We start from the raw sequence: 16,927 nt of genomic DNA, 5'->3' as shown, positions 1-16,927 counted from the left end.
ATGAACGATTACGGCATGGTTATTGAAACGGGTACCTTGCGCATCCAGCGCCTGTTGCCCGGCCCGATAGAGCGCGTATGGGCCTATTTGACCGAGTCCGACAAACGCGCCACCTGGCTGGCGGCCGGCGAAATGACGCTGGAAGTCGGTGCGCCGCTGGCGTTGCTATTCAACAACGGTCAACTGGCTGGCGACAGTGAGCCGACGCCGCCCGAGTTCCGACAATACAGCGGCAGCGTTACCAATCCCGGCCATATTACCTGCCTGTTTCCACCACGGGTGCTGAGCTTCACCTGGGCCGAGAAGGATAAAGACCGTCCTTCCGAGGTCACTTTTGAACTGACCGAGCAAGGCAGCGACGTCTTGCTTACCGTTACCCACCGCCGATTGGCCACTCGTGAGCAAATGCTCAGCGTTGCCGGCGGCTGGCATACGCATCTGGATATTCTGGTCGATCGTCTCAACCACCAGCCGCCACGTCCCTTCTGGGCTACGCTGGCACGGGTGCAGGAGGAATATCGCGCCAGGCTGTAACAATGCCGCGGCGAGGGCCACCGGTCGCGCCCTCGTCGCACATAGCGACATATGTCGACTGCGTGTAAATCCCTCTGCCTGGGGTTATTGCTGCTGTTTGAAATTCAGAGCACGTTTTCGCTCAATACCCGTCAATGGCAGTAACGGATTTGCCCTTCAGCCAACCCGCTGCGGTTTCTCTCATCGCCGCCATCCTCCCCGATGCCAGCGTCTCATCATGGTGCAGCCATGCACCGTTTGATTGCAGCGACGCTGAGCATTGGCGCGCAAATTTACGCGAGACGACGGCGGCGATACCGCCAATCACCCATTCCTGATCCCGAAGATGAAACCGAGCAGCATACTGAACAAAGATACGGTTTGCCGGTACTGCGCCTGAATACGGTATAAATGGACTGGTACGGAAATTGCTTTTCCTCTCTATCATGACAGGAGAAGCATACGATGAAAGCAATCATTATTGGTGGTGGTATCGGCGGCTTGTGTACCGCCATTGCCCTAAAACGCATTGGCATCAACGCCGAGGTGTTTGAAGCGGTCAAGCAAATCAAACCGGTCGGCGCCGCCATTTCCATCTGGCCGAACGGCGTAAAATGCCTTAATTACCTCGGCATGAAAGAACCACTGCGCCAGCTTGGCGGACCGATGCAGTACATGGCGTATCAGGAATATCTGCACGGCCAGACACTCACGCGCTTTAGCCTCGATCCCCTGGTCACCAGCGTTGGCGAACGGCCCTATCCGGTAGCGCGTGCCGAATTGCAGGCGATGCTGCTGGCCACCTACGGTGACGACCGCGTGCAGTTCGGCAAACGGGTCAGCGGTGTGGAAGAAACCCCTGACGGCGTCAGCGCCTGGTTTGACGACGGCTCGCAGGCGCACGGTGACTTTCTGATCGCCGCCGACGGTACCCATTCGGTCATCCGGCCCTACGTATTGGGTCATCAGGTTGAACGTCGTTACGCCGGCTACGTCAATTGGAACGGGCTGGTTACCATTGACGAAACGATTGCCCCGGCCAATCAATGGACCACGTTCGTTGGCGAAGGCAAACGCGTGTCGCTGATGCCGGTAGCGGGCAACCGTTTCTATTTCTTCTTCGATGTGCCGCTGCCCATCGGGCTGCCGGAAGATCGCACTACCGCCCGCGCCGACCTGCAGCGCTACTTCAGCGGCTGGGCTGAGCCGGTGCAAAAACTGATCGCCGCTATCGATCCCGCCACCACCAACCGCATCGAGATCCACGACATCGAGCCGTTTGAACGCCTGGTGCGCGGCCGCGTGGCGTTATTGGGCGATGCCGGCCACAGCACCACGCCGGACATCGGCCAGGGTGGCTGCGCGGCGATGGAAGACGCGGTGGTGCTGGCGATTGCGCTGCAAACCAATTCGCTTGGCGTGGAAGATGCGCTGCTGCGTTATCAGGAAAAACGCAGCTATCGCGTCAAGGATCTGGTGTTGAAAGCCCGCAAACGCTGCGACGTCACTCACGGTAAAGAAATGGCCGTCACCCGCGATTGGTACGAAGAGCTAAAAACAGAAACCGGCGACCGCATCCTGTCAGGCATGAAAGAAACCATTCTCGGCGGGCCGCTGGCATAATCGACGCGGCGCTGTGCAATCAGCGCCGTTCAGTGCGTTCCAGGATTGGCGCGCAAACGCGCCACCTGCGCCTCAACCTCTTGCCAGGCCGGTTTTTGCCCGGCATAGCGCTGACGCAGATAGTTCACCAGGTCCGCCACCTGTCGATCGGAAAAACTGTCTTTGAAACCCGGCATATAGCCGAGTTCGGTGGTTGCAGGTTGCGCAATACCTTGCAGGATCACTTTTATCAGGTTGTCAGGCCTGTCGCTGAAGATATTGGTGTTATTCGCCAAATCGGGACTGACGCCGAACAGCTGCGGCCCGCCGCTGCTGGCACTATGGCATGCCTGACAGGCCCCCTGGAACAACCGTTCACCGGCCTGCTGCGACACCTGCGGTGCGGCGGCGGCCAGCGCGCTTACCTGCGGTTGCGTATTTAATCTGGCGGGCTCACTGAGCGAGATCAGATAGTTGGCCATCGCGCGCAGATCGCTTTGCGGCAGCGTAGCCAGCTCGCTGACCACCGGGCCCATCGGCCCGGCGGCAACGCCATGTTCAGCCGAATGGCCACTGCTCAGGTACTGAAATAGCTGCTCCTCACTCCAGGGTTTATCGGCATTCGCCAGATTGTTCAGCGCAGGCGCTTGCCAACCGTCCACCATCGCACCGGCCAGGAAGCTGGTGCCACCCTTTTCCGCTCCCAGCAGGTTACGCGGAGAATGACAGGCTGCACAATGACCCAGGCCGTTGACCAGATACGATCCGCGGTTCCACTGCGCGGTTTGCGTCACGTCCGGTTTGAATTCTCCCTGCCTGAGGAACAGCGCGTTCCAACCGGCCAGCAGCGGCCGTACGGAAAACGGAAAGCGCATGTCATTGGCCTGATTGGTCTGACTCACCGCCGGTTGCGACATCATATAGGCATACAGCGCCTGCATATCACCCTCGGTCATTTTGCTAAAGGCGGTATAGGGGAACGCCGGATAAAGATGGCGACCATCGCGGCTAATGCCTTGGCGCATCGCCCGATCGAAGGCGGTGAACGACCAGTTGCCGATGCCGGTGGTAACGTCCGGAGTAATATTGGTGCTGTACAGCGTGCCAAACGGCGTTTCCATTGCCAATCCGCCGGCATTGGTTACCCCGTCGGCGGCGGTATGACATACCGCACAATCACCCGCCGCCGCCAGTTGACGACCGCGTTCCAGGGTTGCCGCAGACCAGGTGCCGGCCCCCGGTGCGCTGACCGGCGCAATTTCCGCCCGCCATGGCAAGGCGCTGCTGGCAACGCCAAGCAGTGCGCCAATCACCCCCGCGGCACCGCCAAACCACCATTTTCGTCGTTTTTGGCTCGCCTTGGCGGGCGCCGGCGGTCGGTCAGGACCGTTAAGCGCTTCACGCAGTCGATCGGCGGTAATCGGCAGCTCGCGAAAACGAATGCCGGTGGCATCGAATACCGCATTGGCGATCGCCGCGGCACTCGGCACCGAAGCCGACTCACCGGCCCCCAGCGGCGGCTCCTGCTGGCGCGGCATCATCACCACCTCGACGTCGGGCACCTCCGGAAAGGTAAGGATCGGATAACCGCCCCATTCCTTGCTCGACACCGTCGATTGTTCGAAAGTGACACGCTCCTTTAACACCCGGCTGGTCGACTGGATCACATTGCCGTGGATCTGGTGGCGCACGCCGTCCGGATTGACCATCATGCCGGCATCGTGGCCAACGACGATACGCGTGACGGCCACTTCGCCGCTGGTTTTGTCAATCGCAACGTCGGCAACCCACGCCGCCCATGCCGCACCGAAGCCGGGGAATTTACTGTGAATGTAACGTGCATAGGCAAAACCCCGCCCGCGCAGCACGCCGTCTTCGGCGGCGGTTTGCATCGGTACGGTGTGCGGTTGCCAACCGGCACGTTCGGCGGTGTTGCGCATCAGTTCGATGGCACGCGGATCCTTGATATAACGCAGGCGGTATTCCAGCGGATCGACGCCGGCGGCAACTGCCAGTTCATCAATATAGGATTCGTGGGCGAAGGTGTTGGGCATCGCCGACACGCCGCGCAGCCATGAGGCTCGGACAATGGGCGCCATGTCTTCAATACTGATGCGCATCGCCGGGTAGTCATACGGCGGAATCGAGGTACGGTCGCCCATTTCGTAGGCCACCGGTACCGGCTCAACCCGCCCGGTCAGCAGCAGCGCCAGCGTTGGCGCACCGTTGGACGGATAATAGGTACGGAAATCATAGGCTGCCAACTGGCCGTCGGCGTCCAGACCACCGTCCACCTCCATCAGTTGGGCGGTGCCTTTCGGCTCCCACAGGTGTTCCTGTTCACGGGTCAACTGCACGCGCACCGGGCGGCCCACCGCCCGCGACAGCAACGCCGCATCGGCGCAGACATCATCGGCACAGTTGCGGCCATAACAGCCGGCCGCTTCCATACGAATAATGTCGATCTGTTGCTCCGGGTACTCCAGCAACCAGGCCAGATCTGCACGCAGCAGATGCGGGTTCTGGCTGCCGGACCACACGCGCAGCCGCTCGGGCTGATAGTCTGCCAGCGCACAGGAGGGGCCGATCGACGCATGCAACTGATACGGCCACAAATAGCGGCGAGTGAAACGCTGGTCGAGCGCCGCCAGCGCCGCGTCAACATTGCCGGTATCGTGCACCACCCGCGTACTGTGCGGGTTATCATGCAGCGCCTGCGTCAGGTCGGTCATTTGCGGCAGATTGCGCCGCCAGTCCTTCCAACTGACCTGCAATGCCTGCGCGGCTTTCATTGCCTGATCTTCGCGCTCGGCAACGATGCCGATAAAGTCTTCGATCACCACCAGCTTGACGATCCCCGGAATATGCGCGATCGACCGTTCATCCACCGCCAACAGACTGGTGCCGACAAATTCACCGCTGTCATAACCGGCATACGGCGGGCGGACTACCCGGCCATGCAGCATATTCGGCAGACGCATGTCATGCACAAAGGTCGTTTCACCGGTCGCCTTGGCGGGAATATCTACCCGCGCGGCGCTGGTGCCAACCAGGCGATATTCGCTATGCGGTTTGAGCGGCGCATCACCGCTAAGACCGAGCTCTACGTGCAGGCCCGCCACCAGCTGGCTATAACTGAGCGTTTGCCCCTCTGCGGCATGCACCACGCCATCGTCCAGGCGCAGCGAATCCAGCGGCTGCGCCAGACGTTGTGCCGCCTGCTGTAGCAGCCAGCGGCGCGCTTCGGCGGCGGCATTACGCAGCGGTACCGCAGAAATTTGCAGCGTGGCGCTGGCGATGGTCGCCCCCTGGTTAGGCGCACGCGCGGTATCGCCCAGAACCACCTGCACCTGATCGATGCGCAGCGACAGCTCCTCGGCAACGATTTGCCCCAGCGCGGTGCGTACGCCGGTGCCCAAATCGACGTGGCCATTAAATGCGTAAACCTGCCCATCGTCGCAAATGGCGATAAATATGGCCTGCTCTTTGGGTTTTAGCGTCGGCGTTTGGCCTTTCGGCACCAGCCCTGGCGGCGGCTGGATCTGATCGATAACCAGCAAGACGCCATTACGCTGTAACAATTCCGTCTGGGTCGGTACGCTGCGCTCAGTCATCACGCGCCTCGCCACCACAGAGTTCAATGGCGCGTTTTACCGCGTTGAGAATTTCAATATGAGTGCCGCAACGGCATAGGTTGCCGGACAGCGCACGGCGGATCTCCGCGTCGCTGGGGCTGGGATTACGATCCAGCAACGCCTTGGTGGTCATGATCATGCCGTTCAGGCAATAACCGCATTGCGCCGCCTGCTGTTCGATAAACGCGCGTTGCACCGGGTGCAGGCAATCACGGTTGCCCAGCCCTTCCAGCGTGGTAATGGCGCGCTGGGTCACTCCCCGAGCCGGGATCACGCAGGCTCGGGCGGCAAGACCGTCAATCAGTACGGTGCAGGCACCGCATTCCCCCAAACCGCAGCCGAACTTGGGGCCGTTGAGCGCCAGATCGTTACGTAATACCAGTAACAGCGAGGTATCCGCCATTACTTGGGCCTGCACGTGTTGCCCGTTCACCGACAGCATCAATGGATGCTCCGTCAGCGTTGTTACCGCTCCTTCCCTGGGCGAATCAACAGTCATCGCCATGGTTTGCGTCTCTCCTGCGCGTGGGTTGTTTTTGTTTTAATGCCCGCCAACCGGTACAGAGACGCGCTTCACGCCTCAGCCGGATGGCTGGTCTTCCAGCATTTTATTCAGCAGGAATATCAACGCGATCCGTTCGGCCGGGTTAAGGGTGCCGAACGTCAGCTCGGTAATTTTTTCCGCATGTGGCACGGTTTCCACCAATAGCGTTGCCCCCGCGTCGGTCAAGCCGACCACCACCTTGCGACGGTCGATCGGATCCGGCGAAACGGTGATCAGCTCACGCGCTTTCAGGCGTTCGATAATGCCACGGATCGTCGCCTGATCCACCGCCGTTACCTGTACCAACTCGGTCAGCGAGCTGGGCCCCATATCCCGCACCGCGCAAAGCGTAATAAACTGCACCGCGGTCAGTTGCGAATCACCGACGTTGTGCTGAAATATCGCCACATGGCGTTGATAAACCTTGCGTAGCAAGTGCCCGACCTGTTCGGTAAAATGGTAGTTGTCGGGCTTGCCTGTTCCTTCCGCCTGCTTGTCATGGGGCATCATTGCGTTATTCTCACCGTCAATGGAAAGCACCGAGAATAGTATAAAAACCCCAACTTTGGCAGTCGCCGCGCATCAACGATGCGCCACGCAAGAGGCGGCCGGCGCCACCACTTCCCCTTCTGCCACTACCGTTTTACCATCCAGCAGCACGTCGCAACGACGCAGCGCGATATCCATATGGCATGGCGTCTTGCGCGTACCGCCCACCTCGGTATTCGGCCCGGTCGAAAACAGGAAGTTGCCATAAAACGCACGAGCGTCCATGCACATGCCGTCGTTTTTGTCATGCAGCCCCATCGCTGTCCACTGGGCGCGCGGTTGCAGCCCCCAACCGATGTGGGAAATGCCATACACTTCAGGATCGTTGAAATACTTCATGTATTCACGCAGATACTCCGCCTCGAAGCCGCCATGAATACCGGTGACAAAGCCCTGCTCAATTTCCAGCGTTATGCGTTCGCGTGCATAGCTCTTAAACGGCAGTAAAATATCGCCAACGTCCAGTACCAACACCCCTTCCGCCTGCAGTTCATTCGGCCAGGTAAACAAGAAACCACTCGGCCAATGGTCCCAACGCCCAGGTTCATCAGCATAGCCGTATTCAGTCACCGTCGGATACTGACCCAGCGGCGCGCGAAAATCGCTGCCGGCGGCCGACTTCACCTGCATCACGCCGGCCTTTTCCAGTAGCGCAGCGGCGGCCAGCACCCGCACCTTGTCTTCTTCAGTAGGCAACATGCGTGCCAATACCTCAGGCGGCTCGACTGCCAACAATATGCGCGTGCCGGTCTTGAGGATCTGTTCCTGCTCCGGTGAATGCAGCAGCATCATGGTGTCAACCACCAGATCCGCCGCTTCCAGCGCCCGCTGCGCCGCCAGGTTGCCGGTCAGCGCGGTGTCACCGCAGTAGGCGGTCATATCATTGCCCATCGCGCGAGGATGATTGAACGACGGCAATTCGACGGCGTAAACCCTGGCTCCCAGACGCAATGCCGCATCGGTGGCGGCCTGCACGGTACGTGCATCCGAATAATGGCTCTTCAGGATCGCCACGCTCTGTGAAGCATCGACCTTCGACAACGCGAGCACCCGTTCAAAAAGCTGGACCAGCTGACTCTGATTAACCGCCATGGCATCTCTCCTGTTGATGAATGAATGACCGTCACATCACGCGCTCACTGATGACGAATTGCACAAATTAAAGTGAACACGCTCTTTTAACTATCTAAGACCAAAAAACCATTAGCTGCAAGCGACCTGAGTCACACATAAGCAAATCCTATTTCACCGGCACCATAGCTTGCAATTAACATCAACATAACAGCAGCGCGCCGATAATTAGCGTGAGCCAGATCTAATTTAACAGTTATGTAACTTTGCGTTATTCAGTGCATACACTATAAATCGATCGTCCAGCTTCTACCCGGATGACACGCTGAAACACCACAAACAGGGGAAAAATGATGAGTAAACAACCTCGCATCGCCGTCGTAGGCGCAGGCCTGGGTGGCGCTGCCGCTACCGCACTGTTGCAAAAGGCCGGCTTTACCGTCGATTTGTACGAACAGAGCCCGGCTTTTTCGCGCCTGGGTGCCGGTATTCACATGGGGCCGAACGTCCTCAAGATCTTCCGCCGTATCGGTATCGAACAACCGTTGGAACAAATGGCCTCGCATCCCGACTTCTGGTTCAGCCGCGATGCCGAGAGCGGTGACTATCTGTCACGCATACCGCTCGGCGATTTTGCCCGCAAAGAGTACGGCGCCGCCTATGTAACGGTGCACCGTGGCGATTTGCAGGCCTTGCAACTGGAAGCATTGCAGCCCGGTACGCTGCACTTTGGCAAATGCCTGAGCGGCATTGAAGAACGTGACAATGATGTGGAACTGCGCTTTGTCGACGGCACGATCACCCATGCCGATATCGTTATTGGCGCCGACGGTATCAACTCGCGCATTCGCGAACATCTGCTGGGGGTGGAAGCACCGACCTACAGCGGTTGGGTTGCTCACCGCGCGCTGATCCGCGGCGAAAAACTGGCGAAATACAACCTGACGTTTGAAGACTGTGTGAAATGGTGGTCCGAAGACCGTCATCTGATGGTCTATTACACCACCAAACGTCGCGATGAATATTATTACGTCAGCGGCGTGCCACACCCGGCATGGGATTTTAAGGGCAGCTTTATCGACAGCAGTCGAGAAGAGATGTTTGCCACCTTCGCCAACTACCACCCGATCGTGCAAGCGTTGATCGAATCCAGCGAACAGGTCACCAAATGGCCGCTGCTCAATCGCAAACCGCTGCCTTTGTGGAGCGAGGGCCGGATGGTGCTGTTGGGCGACGCCTGTCACCCGATGAAGCCGCATATGGCGCAAGGGGCGGCGATGGCAATTGAAGACGCTGCCATGCTGGCTCGCTGTCTGCAAGAAACCGGCCTTGGGGATTACCGTACCGCCTTCCAGCTATATGAAGCCAACCGCAAAGAACGCGCCTCACGCGTGCAGGCGGTATCCAATGCCAATACTTTCCTGCGCAGCCAGGAAGATCCGGCCTGGGTATATGGTTATGACCTGTATTCACAGGCGCTGAAATCGGAGAACGCCGCATGAGCACTTACCTGTATGGCGCCCAGTTGCAGGCCAACGGCATCCGCCAGCATTACCTGCGCTACGGCGGCAGCGGTCCGGCGCTGATCCTGATCCCGGGAATTACCAGCCCGGCAATCACCTGGGGCTTCGTCGCTGAACGGTTGGGCGAAAGATACGACACCTACGTGCTGGACGTGCGCGGCCGCGGCCTGTCCGCCAGCGGTCCCGATTTGGCGTACGATGCCGAAACCTGTGCGCAGGACGTTACCGCCTTCGCGACTGCGCTGGGCCTGAGTCGCTACTCGCTGCTGGGACATTCGATGGGCGCACGCTTTGCCCTGCGCGCTGCGGCGCAGCATCCACAGGGTGTGCAGCGCGTGGTGCTGGTCGACCCACCGGTATCCGGCCCCGGTCGACGTGCCTATCCGGGAAAATGGCCGTGGTACGCCGACTCGATTCGCGCCGCCGAGGCCGGCATCAGCGCCGAGCAGATGCGCGCCTACTGCCCGACCTGGAGCGAAGAACAGCGCCAGTTACGCGCCGAATGGCTGCATACCTGCTATGAACCGGCGATCGAACGGGCCTACACCGATTTTCACCAGGTGGACAGTCATCAGGATTACCCGCGTCTAACCATGCCGACGCTGCTGATGGTGGCAGGCAAAGGCGAGGTGATCCTGCCGGAAGATCGCGCCGAAATTTGCGCCTTGCAACCAGAAATCAGCGTGGTGGTGGTCGAAAACGCCGGCCATATGATCCCGTGGGACGACGAGGAAGGTTTCTTCCAGGCCCTCGGCGATTTTCTTGGCTAATTAAGGAGTCATCTCATGAGCAAAAACTACCGTATCGGCCAAATTGTGCCCAGCTCCAACACCACCATGGAAACCGAAATCCCGGCGATGCTGCTGGCACGCCAGCTGATCCGCCCGGAAGAGCGCTTTACCTTCCATTCCAGCCGCATGCGCATGAAGCACGTACGCAAAGAGGAACTGGCGGCGATGGATGGCGAGTCCGATCGCTGTGCGCTGGAACTGTCCGACGCGCGGGTTGATGTGCTCGGCTATGCCTGTCTGGTGGCGATCATGTCGATGGGCCTCGGCTATCACCGTGAGTCGCAGGCACGGCTGGCGCAGGTTACCCGGGACAATGACGCCGCCGCGCCGGTGATCAGCAGTGCCGGCGCCCTGGTTAACGCGCTGAAGGTGCTGGGTGCCAAACGCATCGCGCTGGTGGCGCCGTACATGAAACCGCTGACACAGCTGGTGGTGGACTATATCGAGCATGAAGGCGTCGAAGTCAGCGTATGGCATGCGCTGGAAATCGCCGACAACCTGGCGGTCGGCCGTCACGATCCGGCCAAACTGCCGGCCATCGTCGCGCAGCTTGACGTCAGCGGCGTGGATGCGATTGTGCTTTCCGCCTGCGTACAAATGCCATCGCTGTCGGCAGTGGCCACCGTCGAGGCGCAGACCGGCAAGCCGGTGGTCACCGCCGCCATCGCCACGACTTACGCCATGCTGACCGCACTGGAACTGGAGCCGATCGTTCCCGGTGCCGGCGCCCTGCTGTCCGGCGCGTACTGAGGAACCGCTGATGGAAACCACAGACAACGCCGCCAGCGACAACTACCGTGGCGTATGGGGGCACCGCATCGGCTTCGGCCAGCGTCCGGCGCTGCTGATGATCGATTTTATGCAGGGTTATACCACCGAGGGCGCGCCGCTGTATGCCCCCGGCGTGGTCAGTGCGGTAGCCGAAAGCGTGGCGCTGTTGGCGGCGGCGCGGCGGCAAGGGATCCCTGTTATTCATACCAATATCCGCTATCATGCTGACCGTTTTGCCGACGGCGGCATGTGGGTGAAAAAAGCACCGGTAATGAAGGACATGGTGGAGGGTAACCCCCTGGCGGCATTCTGCCCACAGGTACAGCCATTGCCACAGGAGGTGGTGCTGAGCAAGCAGTACGCCAGCGCCTTCTTTGGCACCGCGTTGGCACCCATGCTGGTTACGCTGGGGGTCGACACCCTGCTGCTGGCGGGATGTTCCACCAGCGGCTGCATTCGCGCCAGCGCGGTGGATGCGGTACAGCACGGTTTTCGCACCATCGTGGTACGCCAATGCGTCGGCGATCGCCACCCTGGCCCGCACGAAGCCAATCTGTTTGATATCGACAGCAAATACGGCGACGTAGTGGATAAAGAGCAGGCCATCGATTACCTGGCCACCTATGCAACGCAACAAATGCCGAGCGACGATCCACCGCGTCATCACAGGTAACAGCACGGAGATACCACCTGCACGGAGAGCTTAATAACAACGACCGCCCGCATCAGGGCGGCAACAAGCAGACACACCAAGCTCCTCCTCTCCGGAGGCCACAACGCACCACCTGGAGACACAACATCATGGCCATTGTTGACACCCCGCTGGCGGGGAAAGCGGGCGCAGAATCGCTGCTGCTGTACCGCAAAATCACCTGGAAACTGATCCCGTTCCTGTGCCTGTGCTATCTGGCCGCCTACCTCGATCGCATCAATGTCGGGCTGGCCAAATTGCAGATGGCAGACGACCTGCAGCTGAGCGAAGCCGCGTTTGGCCTGGGAGCCGGGCTGTTCTTCGTCGGTTATATCCTGTTTGAAGTGCCCAGTAATCTGATATTGCAGCGCGTCGGTGCCAAAGTATGGATCGCCCGCATCATGATCACCTGGGGGCTGCTGTCCGCCTGCACCATGTTCGTCACCACCCCCACCCAGTTCTATGGGCTGCGTTTCCTGCTCGGCGTGGCAGAGGCGGGTTTCCTGCCCGGCGTACTGTACTATCTGACGCTGTGGTTTCCGACCTATCGACGCGGCCGTATCATCGCGCTGTTCATGATCGGCCTGCCGCTGTCGAGCGTGATAGGCGGTCCGCTGTCCGGCTGGATCATGGGCCACTTCGATCAAACTCATGGGCTGCATGGCTGGCAGTGGCTGTTTTTGCTGGAAGGCATTCCCAGCGTGCTGCTCGGCGTGATGACGTTTTGGCTTTTACCGAATACCTATCAGCAGGCCAAATGGCTGAGCAATGAAGAAAAACAGCGCATCGCCGACGATCTGGCACTGGACGATGCCGAAGCCGATCACGCCAAGCACAGCTTCCGCGACGGTTTCCTCAATCTGAAGGTGTGGATGCTTGGCGGCATAGATTTCGCCATTCTGCTCAGCGCCTATGCGATGGGATTCTGGATGCCGACCTTTATCAAAACCGCCGGTGTCACCGACATTACCCTGATCGGCTATCTCACCGCGGTGCCAAGCGTCGCCGCACTGCTCGGCATGCTGTTGATCGGTGCCAGTTCGGACCGGATGCGCGAGCGGCGTTGGCATATCATCGTGCCATTTATCATTGGCGCCATGGCGATGGCCGGCAGCACCTTCTTCACCCATAACGTGTTGGCGACGGTGTTGCTGTTTTCGATAGCGCAGGCGGCGATTATCGGCGCAGTGCCGGTGTTCTTCAGCCTGCCGGCCACCTTCCTGAAAGGTACGGCGGCGGCAACCGGCTTCGCGCTGGCCTGTTCGCTGGCGAACATCGCCGGGCTGGTGAGCAATTCGCTGATGGGACTGGCGCTGGATCTGACCGGTAAAAGCGGTGGCGCGCTGTGGGCGTTTGCCGGCTGTTTGCTGCTCAGTTCGCTGCTGGTAGTGGCGTTACCCGCCAAGCTGGTGAATCGCTAGTCATCAGACCCCTCTGCGCAACGCAGAGGGGGTTAATGCGCTGGCTGACAGGTAAAATGTCCGTCCGCCGCTTCGCCCATCCGCTGCAACAGACGATGGCCGATGTTATTGGTCCAGTTAAAGCTGTTCTGCAACACCACCACCGCCGTTTTATGGCGCAGATCCAGCCCGATATAGCTGGAATAACCGCCGATAAAGCCGACCTGATAGGTGATCTGCTGGTCGCCGACCTCATCGACCACCCAGGCAATCGCCGCCGCCTCTTTAGGCCGCTCAAAATGCACCCTCAGCGAGTCTTTCAATGCCTGGTCAAGTTCGGCCGAACCGGTCGGTGCGAAATGGGCATGCGCATAGCGCAGCAAATCGTTGGCGTCGGTGTACAAACCGGCGGCGCCGATCATATAGGACGAAAAACGCCAGTCCGGCACCGGCTGGCCGCGGCGAATGAATTTCGGCTGATCGCCGGCATGGCCAATGGCGCGTTGCTGGAAATCCGGCAAGCGCGATGCGTGATAACGGGTATGCGTCAGCCCCAGCGGCGTCAGAATATTTTCCGCCGTCAACTGCTCCACCGTTTTCCCGGTACGCAACTGCAAAATGTAATCCAGCAGCGCATAGCCCAGATTGGAGTAACGCGGCTCGACAACCGCCGGTGCGGTAAAGGTGGTCAGATAGTCAAGGAAGGCGGCATCATCCAGCGACTGATAGAAATTATCTCCGGTAAACAGATAGGTAATAAAGGCGCTGAACATGTCCGGCGTCATCATTTGGCGCGGCAGGCCGGAGGTGTGGGTGACCAGTTGCAACAGGGTAATTTTACGCGCATCGGCGCTAAGGCGGGTACCGGCCGGCAACAGCATGTCCAGCGTATCGTCCCAGTGAAACAGGCCTTTGTTGACCAGCACCACCGTCACTTCGGCAATGAACCCCTTGCTCACCGATCCAACGGCAAACAGCGTATTGCCGGTGATCGGATAACCGTTCCGGTAGTCGGTCACGCCATAGCCATAGGTACGCTGCTCGCCGTCCTGCGTCAGAACCCCGACCACCAGCCCCGGCGTTTGCCGCTGATCGATCATGGGCTGCGCCAGGCTGTCGATCTCGCTTTGCAAGTCCCCGTTACACGCCAGCCGAGCGCTTTCCTGTGGCGAGCTATCGGTTGGCATGCGCGATAGCGTGCCGCAGCCGGAAATCAGCAGGGAAACACCCGCCAACGCGCAACGAATAATCTGAGTTTTTATGGTCATGGCTCACGGGTACGAAATTAACCGCAGCATGATAAACCATCGGCAGGTAGATGTCGCCGCACAATAGAAAAGACCGAGGACAACGGGTTAAACGCCGGTCAATGTCGGTTGACCGGCGTTGTAGCCACTCTCAGGGAAAACCGAGGTTATTTGGTTTCGTCTTTCAACCCCCGATTAATCAACATCGGCTCGATGCTCGGTTCTTTGCCGCGCCAGTCAACATACAGTTTTTCCAGATCCTGACTGTTGCCGCGCGACAATACCTGGTCACGGAAGCGCTGGCCATTTTCAGCCGTCAGGCCGCCATGTTCGCTAAACCACTGGAACGCATCGTCCGCCAGCATTTCGGTCCACAGATAGGCGTAATAACCGGCGGCGTAGCCGTTGCCCCAGATGTGCTGGAAGTAGCTGGAGCGATAGCGCGGCGGCACATAGCCGAGATCGATATGATCCTTTTGCAGCGACTGCGCCTCAAACTTGTCGACATCCTGCTGCGGCTGGTCGGCGGTCAACATGTGCCAGTGCATGTCCAGCAGTGCTGCCGCCAGCAGTTCGGTCATGTCATAGCCTTTGTTGAACTTGTCGGCCTTGTTGATTTTGTCCACCAGCGCCTGCGGCATCGCTTCACCGGTTTGATAGTGCTTGGCGAAGTGGGCAAAGACCTTCGGATCGCGCGCCCAATGTTCGTTGAACTGCGACGGGAACTCAACGAAATCGCGCGCGGTATTGGTGCCCGACAGGCTGGCATACTGCTGATCGGCGAACATGCCGTGCAGAGCGTGGCCAAATTCGTGGAACATGGTGATCACATCGTCGTATGACAGTAGCGCCGGCTGGCCCGGCGCCGGTTTGCTGAAGTTGGCGACGTTGTAAATCACCGGTTTGGTGCCGTTGAGTTTGGACTGCTCGACGAAATTGCTCATCCAGGCGCCGCCGCCCTTGTTATCGCGCTTAAAGAAGTCGGTATAGAACAGCGCCAATGATTTACCGTCTTTATCAAAGACTTCATAAACCCGCACGTCCGGCTGATACACCGGAATATCCTTGCGTTGTTTAAAGCTGATGCCGTACAGCAAGTTGGCGGCGTAAAACACGCCATTGTTCAGCACGTTATTCAGTTCGAAGTACGGCTTGATCTGCGATTCGTCCAGGTCGTATTTAGCCTTGCGCACCTGTTCGGCGTAGAACTGCCAGTCCCAGGCGGCCAGCTTGAAGTCCCCTTTCTGGCTATCGATCACGGCCTGTATGTCCTTGGCTTCGCGTTGTGCGCGCGCCGTCGCGGCAGGCACGATATCGCGCATAAAGCTCAGCGCCGCCTTCGGCGTTTTGGCCATCTGGTTTTGCAGCTTCCATGATGCGTAGTCCGGGAAGCCGAGCAGCCTGGCCTGTTCGGAACGGATTTTCGCCAGACGCGCAATGGTCTGGCGTGTGTCGTTGGCGTCGCCCTTTTCGGCACGGGTCCAGGAGGCGTCAAACAGCGCCTGGCGGGTTTCCCTGTCCTTCAGGCTTTGCAGGCTGGGCTGTTGGGTGGTGTTTTGCAACACCAGCAGCCACTGCTTGTCCAGCTTGCGTTCACTGGCTGCCTGCGCTGCGGCGGCGATTTCCCCATCGGACAGACCGTCCAGCTTGCTGTTGTCACTCACCGCCAACGCGCCGTTTTTGCTCGCTGCCAGCAGTTTGTTGGTGAACTGGGTACTGAGGGTTGCCGCTTCCTGGTTCAACGCCTTCAATTTACTTTTATCGGCGTCGGACAGGTTGGCGCCGGCCAGCACAAAGTCCTGATAGGTCACCTCCACCAACCGACGTGATTCGTCATCCAGCTCCAACGTTTCGCGTTGCTGGTAAATCGCCTTGATACGGGCGAACAGCTTGCTGTTGAGCATGATGGCGTCATCGAGCGCGGCCAGCTTGGGCGAGGTTTCTTCATCCAGCTTTTGCAGCGCATCGTTGGTATTGGCCGAAGTCATGGCGCTGAACACGTTCATTACCCGTGTCAGCAACGCGCCGGATTTTTCCAACGCGATAAAGGTATTGTTAAAACTTGGCTTGGCCGGGTTATTGGCGATTTTCTCGACTTCCTCCAGCTTCTGTTTAATCCCCGCGTCGATGGCCGGCGCGTAGTCCGTTTCCTTGATCTGATCAAACGGCGGCGCCTGGAACGGCAGACGGCTCTGGTAGAAGAACGGGTTGGCGTTCTTTTTCGGCAGATCCTGGTTGGCTTCACCGGTCACATTCACCTCCTTCACCTGGCCGCTTGGCACACCGGTGTGGTCGGAATCCAGTCTGGTTTCTTCGGCTTGCGCCTGGCTGGCTAGCGCAACGCCAATTGCCAGTACTAAGGTGGATAAACGCATCTCTCGAAACTCCTCCATGTTTAATCAGGGTAACTCGTGTTCCCATGCCATCACCAAGCTTAGGCGCAGTTGGCAGATTGAGCAAAAACAACCGCATAGCCGTAGTCGTTGGTAAGCGAACACGGCCAAAACTGCAATCTGCTTTTAACTCGTAACGTCCAGCACAGATAGACTTGTTGGACGTTTTACCCTGATCGCCAGCGCCTGCCCATAAC

14 protein-coding genes are annotated in these 16,927 nt (G+C 59.0%); 8 read left to right on the top strand and 6 right to left on the bottom strand.

The window, feature by feature from the left end:
* The 3 genes from ACCC84_RS04575 to hpxO all read left to right on the top strand — a co-directional run bounded on the left by ACCC84_RS04575 (position 1) and on the right by hpxO (position 2,136).
* Positions 1-534 carry an SRPBCC family protein gene (locus ACCC84_RS04575; protein ID WP_004963154.1) on the top strand — a complete coding sequence of 178 codons (534 nt, stop codon included), beginning with the start codon at positions 1-3 and terminating at the stop codon, positions 532-534.
* A gap of 228 nt (positions 535-762) precedes the next feature.
* Positions 763-924, top strand: coding sequence for a hypothetical protein (locus ACCC84_RS04570; protein WP_198773110.1), 162 nt, complete (start codon positions 763-765; stop codon positions 922-924).
* Between the two features lie 54 nt (positions 925-978).
* Positions 979-2,136, top strand: a complete 1,158-nt coding sequence (gene hpxO / locus ACCC84_RS04565) for an FAD-dependent urate hydroxylase HpxO (protein WP_371901592.1) — start codon at positions 979-981, stop codon at positions 2,134-2,136.
* A 29-nt stretch (positions 2,137-2,165) separates the two neighbouring features.
* Here the strand turns inward: hpxO and ACCC84_RS04560 are convergent, their stop codons facing one another.
* The 4 genes from ACCC84_RS04560 to ACCC84_RS04545 form a co-directional block, all read right to left on the bottom strand.
* Entirely contained in the window at positions 2,166-5,729 is a 3,564-nt protein-coding gene (locus ACCC84_RS04560) for a molybdopterin cofactor-binding domain-containing protein (protein ID WP_371901591.1), read from the bottom strand.
* Positions 5,722-6,255, bottom strand: a complete 534-nt coding sequence (locus tag ACCC84_RS04555) for a (2Fe-2S)-binding protein (RefSeq protein WP_371901590.1) — start codon at positions 6,253-6,255, stop codon at positions 5,722-5,724. Before ACCC84_RS04555 ends, ACCC84_RS04560 begins: the two co-directional genes overlap by 8 nt.
* A 75-nt stretch (positions 6,256-6,330) precedes the next feature.
* On the bottom strand, positions 6,331-6,804 hold the full coding sequence (locus ACCC84_RS04550; protein ID WP_004963166.1) for a MarR family winged helix-turn-helix transcriptional regulator: 474 nt from the start codon (positions 6,802-6,804) through the stop codon (positions 6,331-6,333).
* 72 nt (positions 6,805-6,876) lie between these two features.
* Complete coding sequence (locus ACCC84_RS04545) at positions 6,877-7,935, bottom strand: 2,5-dihydroxypyridine 5,6-dioxygenase (protein ID WP_004963169.1); 1,059 nt, start codon at positions 7,933-7,935, stop codon at positions 6,877-6,879.
* Positions 7,936-8,264: 329 nt separating this feature from the next.
* Between ACCC84_RS04545 and ACCC84_RS04540 the strand changes: the two genes are divergently transcribed.
* The 5 genes from ACCC84_RS04540 to ACCC84_RS04520 all read left to right on the top strand — a co-directional run bounded on the left by ACCC84_RS04540 (position 8,265) and on the right by ACCC84_RS04520 (position 13,111).
* A complete protein-coding gene (locus ACCC84_RS04540) occupies positions 8,265-9,416 on the top strand; it encodes an FAD-dependent monooxygenase (protein ID WP_004963173.1) in 1,152 nt (383 codons plus the stop codon).
* A complete protein-coding gene (locus ACCC84_RS04535) occupies positions 9,413-10,207 on the top strand; it encodes an alpha/beta fold hydrolase (RefSeq protein WP_004963176.1) in 795 nt (264 codons plus the stop codon). The genes ACCC84_RS04540 and ACCC84_RS04535 overlap by 4 nt, the downstream gene beginning before the upstream one ends.
* A 15-nt stretch (positions 10,208-10,222) precedes the next feature.
* Complete coding sequence (locus ACCC84_RS04530; protein WP_004963178.1) at positions 10,223-10,978, top strand: maleate cis-trans isomerase family protein; 756 nt, start codon at positions 10,223-10,225, stop codon at positions 10,976-10,978.
* Between the two features lie 10 nt (positions 10,979-10,988).
* Positions 10,989-11,672 carry an N-carbamoylsarcosine amidohydrolase gene (locus ACCC84_RS04525; RefSeq protein WP_004963180.1) on the top strand — a complete coding sequence of 228 codons (684 nt, stop codon included), beginning with the start codon at positions 10,989-10,991 and terminating at the stop codon, positions 11,670-11,672.
* 128 nt (positions 11,673-11,800) lie between these two features.
* On the top strand, positions 11,801-13,111 hold the full coding sequence (locus tag ACCC84_RS04520; protein ID WP_004963183.1) for an MFS transporter: 1,311 nt from the start codon (positions 11,801-11,803) through the stop codon (positions 13,109-13,111).
* 32 nt (positions 13,112-13,143) lie between these two features.
* Here ACCC84_RS04520 and ACCC84_RS04515 read toward each other — a convergent pair whose 3' ends face one another.
* Together ACCC84_RS04515 and dcp are read right to left on the bottom strand one after the other, a co-directional pair.
* Positions 13,144-14,358: a serine hydrolase domain-containing protein gene (locus ACCC84_RS04515; RefSeq protein ID WP_004963186.1), complete on the bottom strand. Its 1,215-nt coding sequence runs from the start codon at positions 14,356-14,358 to the stop codon at positions 13,144-13,146.
* A gap of 146 nt (positions 14,359-14,504) precedes the next feature.
* Complete coding sequence (gene dcp / locus ACCC84_RS04510; RefSeq protein WP_371901588.1) at positions 14,505-16,712, bottom strand: peptidyl-dipeptidase Dcp; 2,208 nt, start codon at positions 16,710-16,712, stop codon at positions 14,505-14,507.
* Positions 16,713-16,927: the final 215 nt, after the last annotated feature.

The sequence above is a fragment of the Serratia odorifera genome (assembly GCF_041448735.1).
Taxonomy (GTDB): domain Bacteria; phylum Pseudomonadota; class Gammaproteobacteria; order Enterobacterales; family Enterobacteriaceae; genus Serratia_F; species Serratia_F odorifera.
This window is presented reverse-complemented; position numbering and strand designations above follow the sequence as displayed.

Excerpts from the sequence above, each read along its gene's own strand:
- ACCC84_RS04575 (WP_004963154.1), top strand. The coding sequence starts at position 1 with ATGAACGATTACGGCATGGTTATTGAAACGGGTACCTTGCGCATCCAG.
- ACCC84_RS04570 (WP_198773110.1), top strand. The coding sequence starts at position 763 with ATGCACCGTTTGATTGCAGCGACGCTGAGCATTGGCGCGCAAATTTAC.
- hpxO (WP_371901592.1), top strand. The coding sequence starts at position 979 with ATGAAAGCAATCATTATTGGTGGTGGTATCGGCGGCTTGTGTACCGCC.
- ACCC84_RS04560 (WP_371901591.1), bottom strand. The coding sequence starts at position 5,729 with ATGACTGAGCGCAGCGTACCGACCCAGACGGAATTGTTACAGCGTAAT.
- ACCC84_RS04555 (WP_371901590.1), bottom strand. The coding sequence starts at position 6,255 with ATGGCGATGACTGTTGATTCGCCCAGGGAAGGAGCGGTAACAACGCTG.
- ACCC84_RS04550 (WP_004963166.1), bottom strand. The coding sequence starts at position 6,804 with ATGATGCCCCATGACAAGCAGGCGGAAGGAACAGGCAAGCCCGACAAC.
- ACCC84_RS04545 (WP_004963169.1), bottom strand. The coding sequence starts at position 7,935 with ATGGCGGTTAATCAGAGTCAGCTGGTCCAGCTTTTTGAACGGGTGCTC.
- ACCC84_RS04540 (WP_004963173.1), top strand. The coding sequence starts at position 8,265 with ATGATGAGTAAACAACCTCGCATCGCCGTCGTAGGCGCAGGCCTGGGT.
- ACCC84_RS04535 (WP_004963176.1), top strand. The coding sequence starts at position 9,413 with ATGAGCACTTACCTGTATGGCGCCCAGTTGCAGGCCAACGGCATCCGC.
- ACCC84_RS04530 (WP_004963178.1), top strand. The coding sequence starts at position 10,223 with ATGAGCAAAAACTACCGTATCGGCCAAATTGTGCCCAGCTCCAACACC.
- ACCC84_RS04525 (WP_004963180.1), top strand. The coding sequence starts at position 10,989 with ATGGAAACCACAGACAACGCCGCCAGCGACAACTACCGTGGCGTATGG.
- ACCC84_RS04520 (WP_004963183.1), top strand. The coding sequence starts at position 11,801 with ATGGCCATTGTTGACACCCCGCTGGCGGGGAAAGCGGGCGCAGAATCG.
- ACCC84_RS04515 (WP_004963186.1), bottom strand. The coding sequence starts at position 14,358 with ATGACCATAAAAACTCAGATTATTCGTTGCGCGTTGGCGGGTGTTTCC.
- dcp (WP_371901588.1), bottom strand. The coding sequence starts at position 16,712 with ATGCGTTTATCCACCTTAGTACTGGCAATTGGCGTTGCGCTAGCCAGC.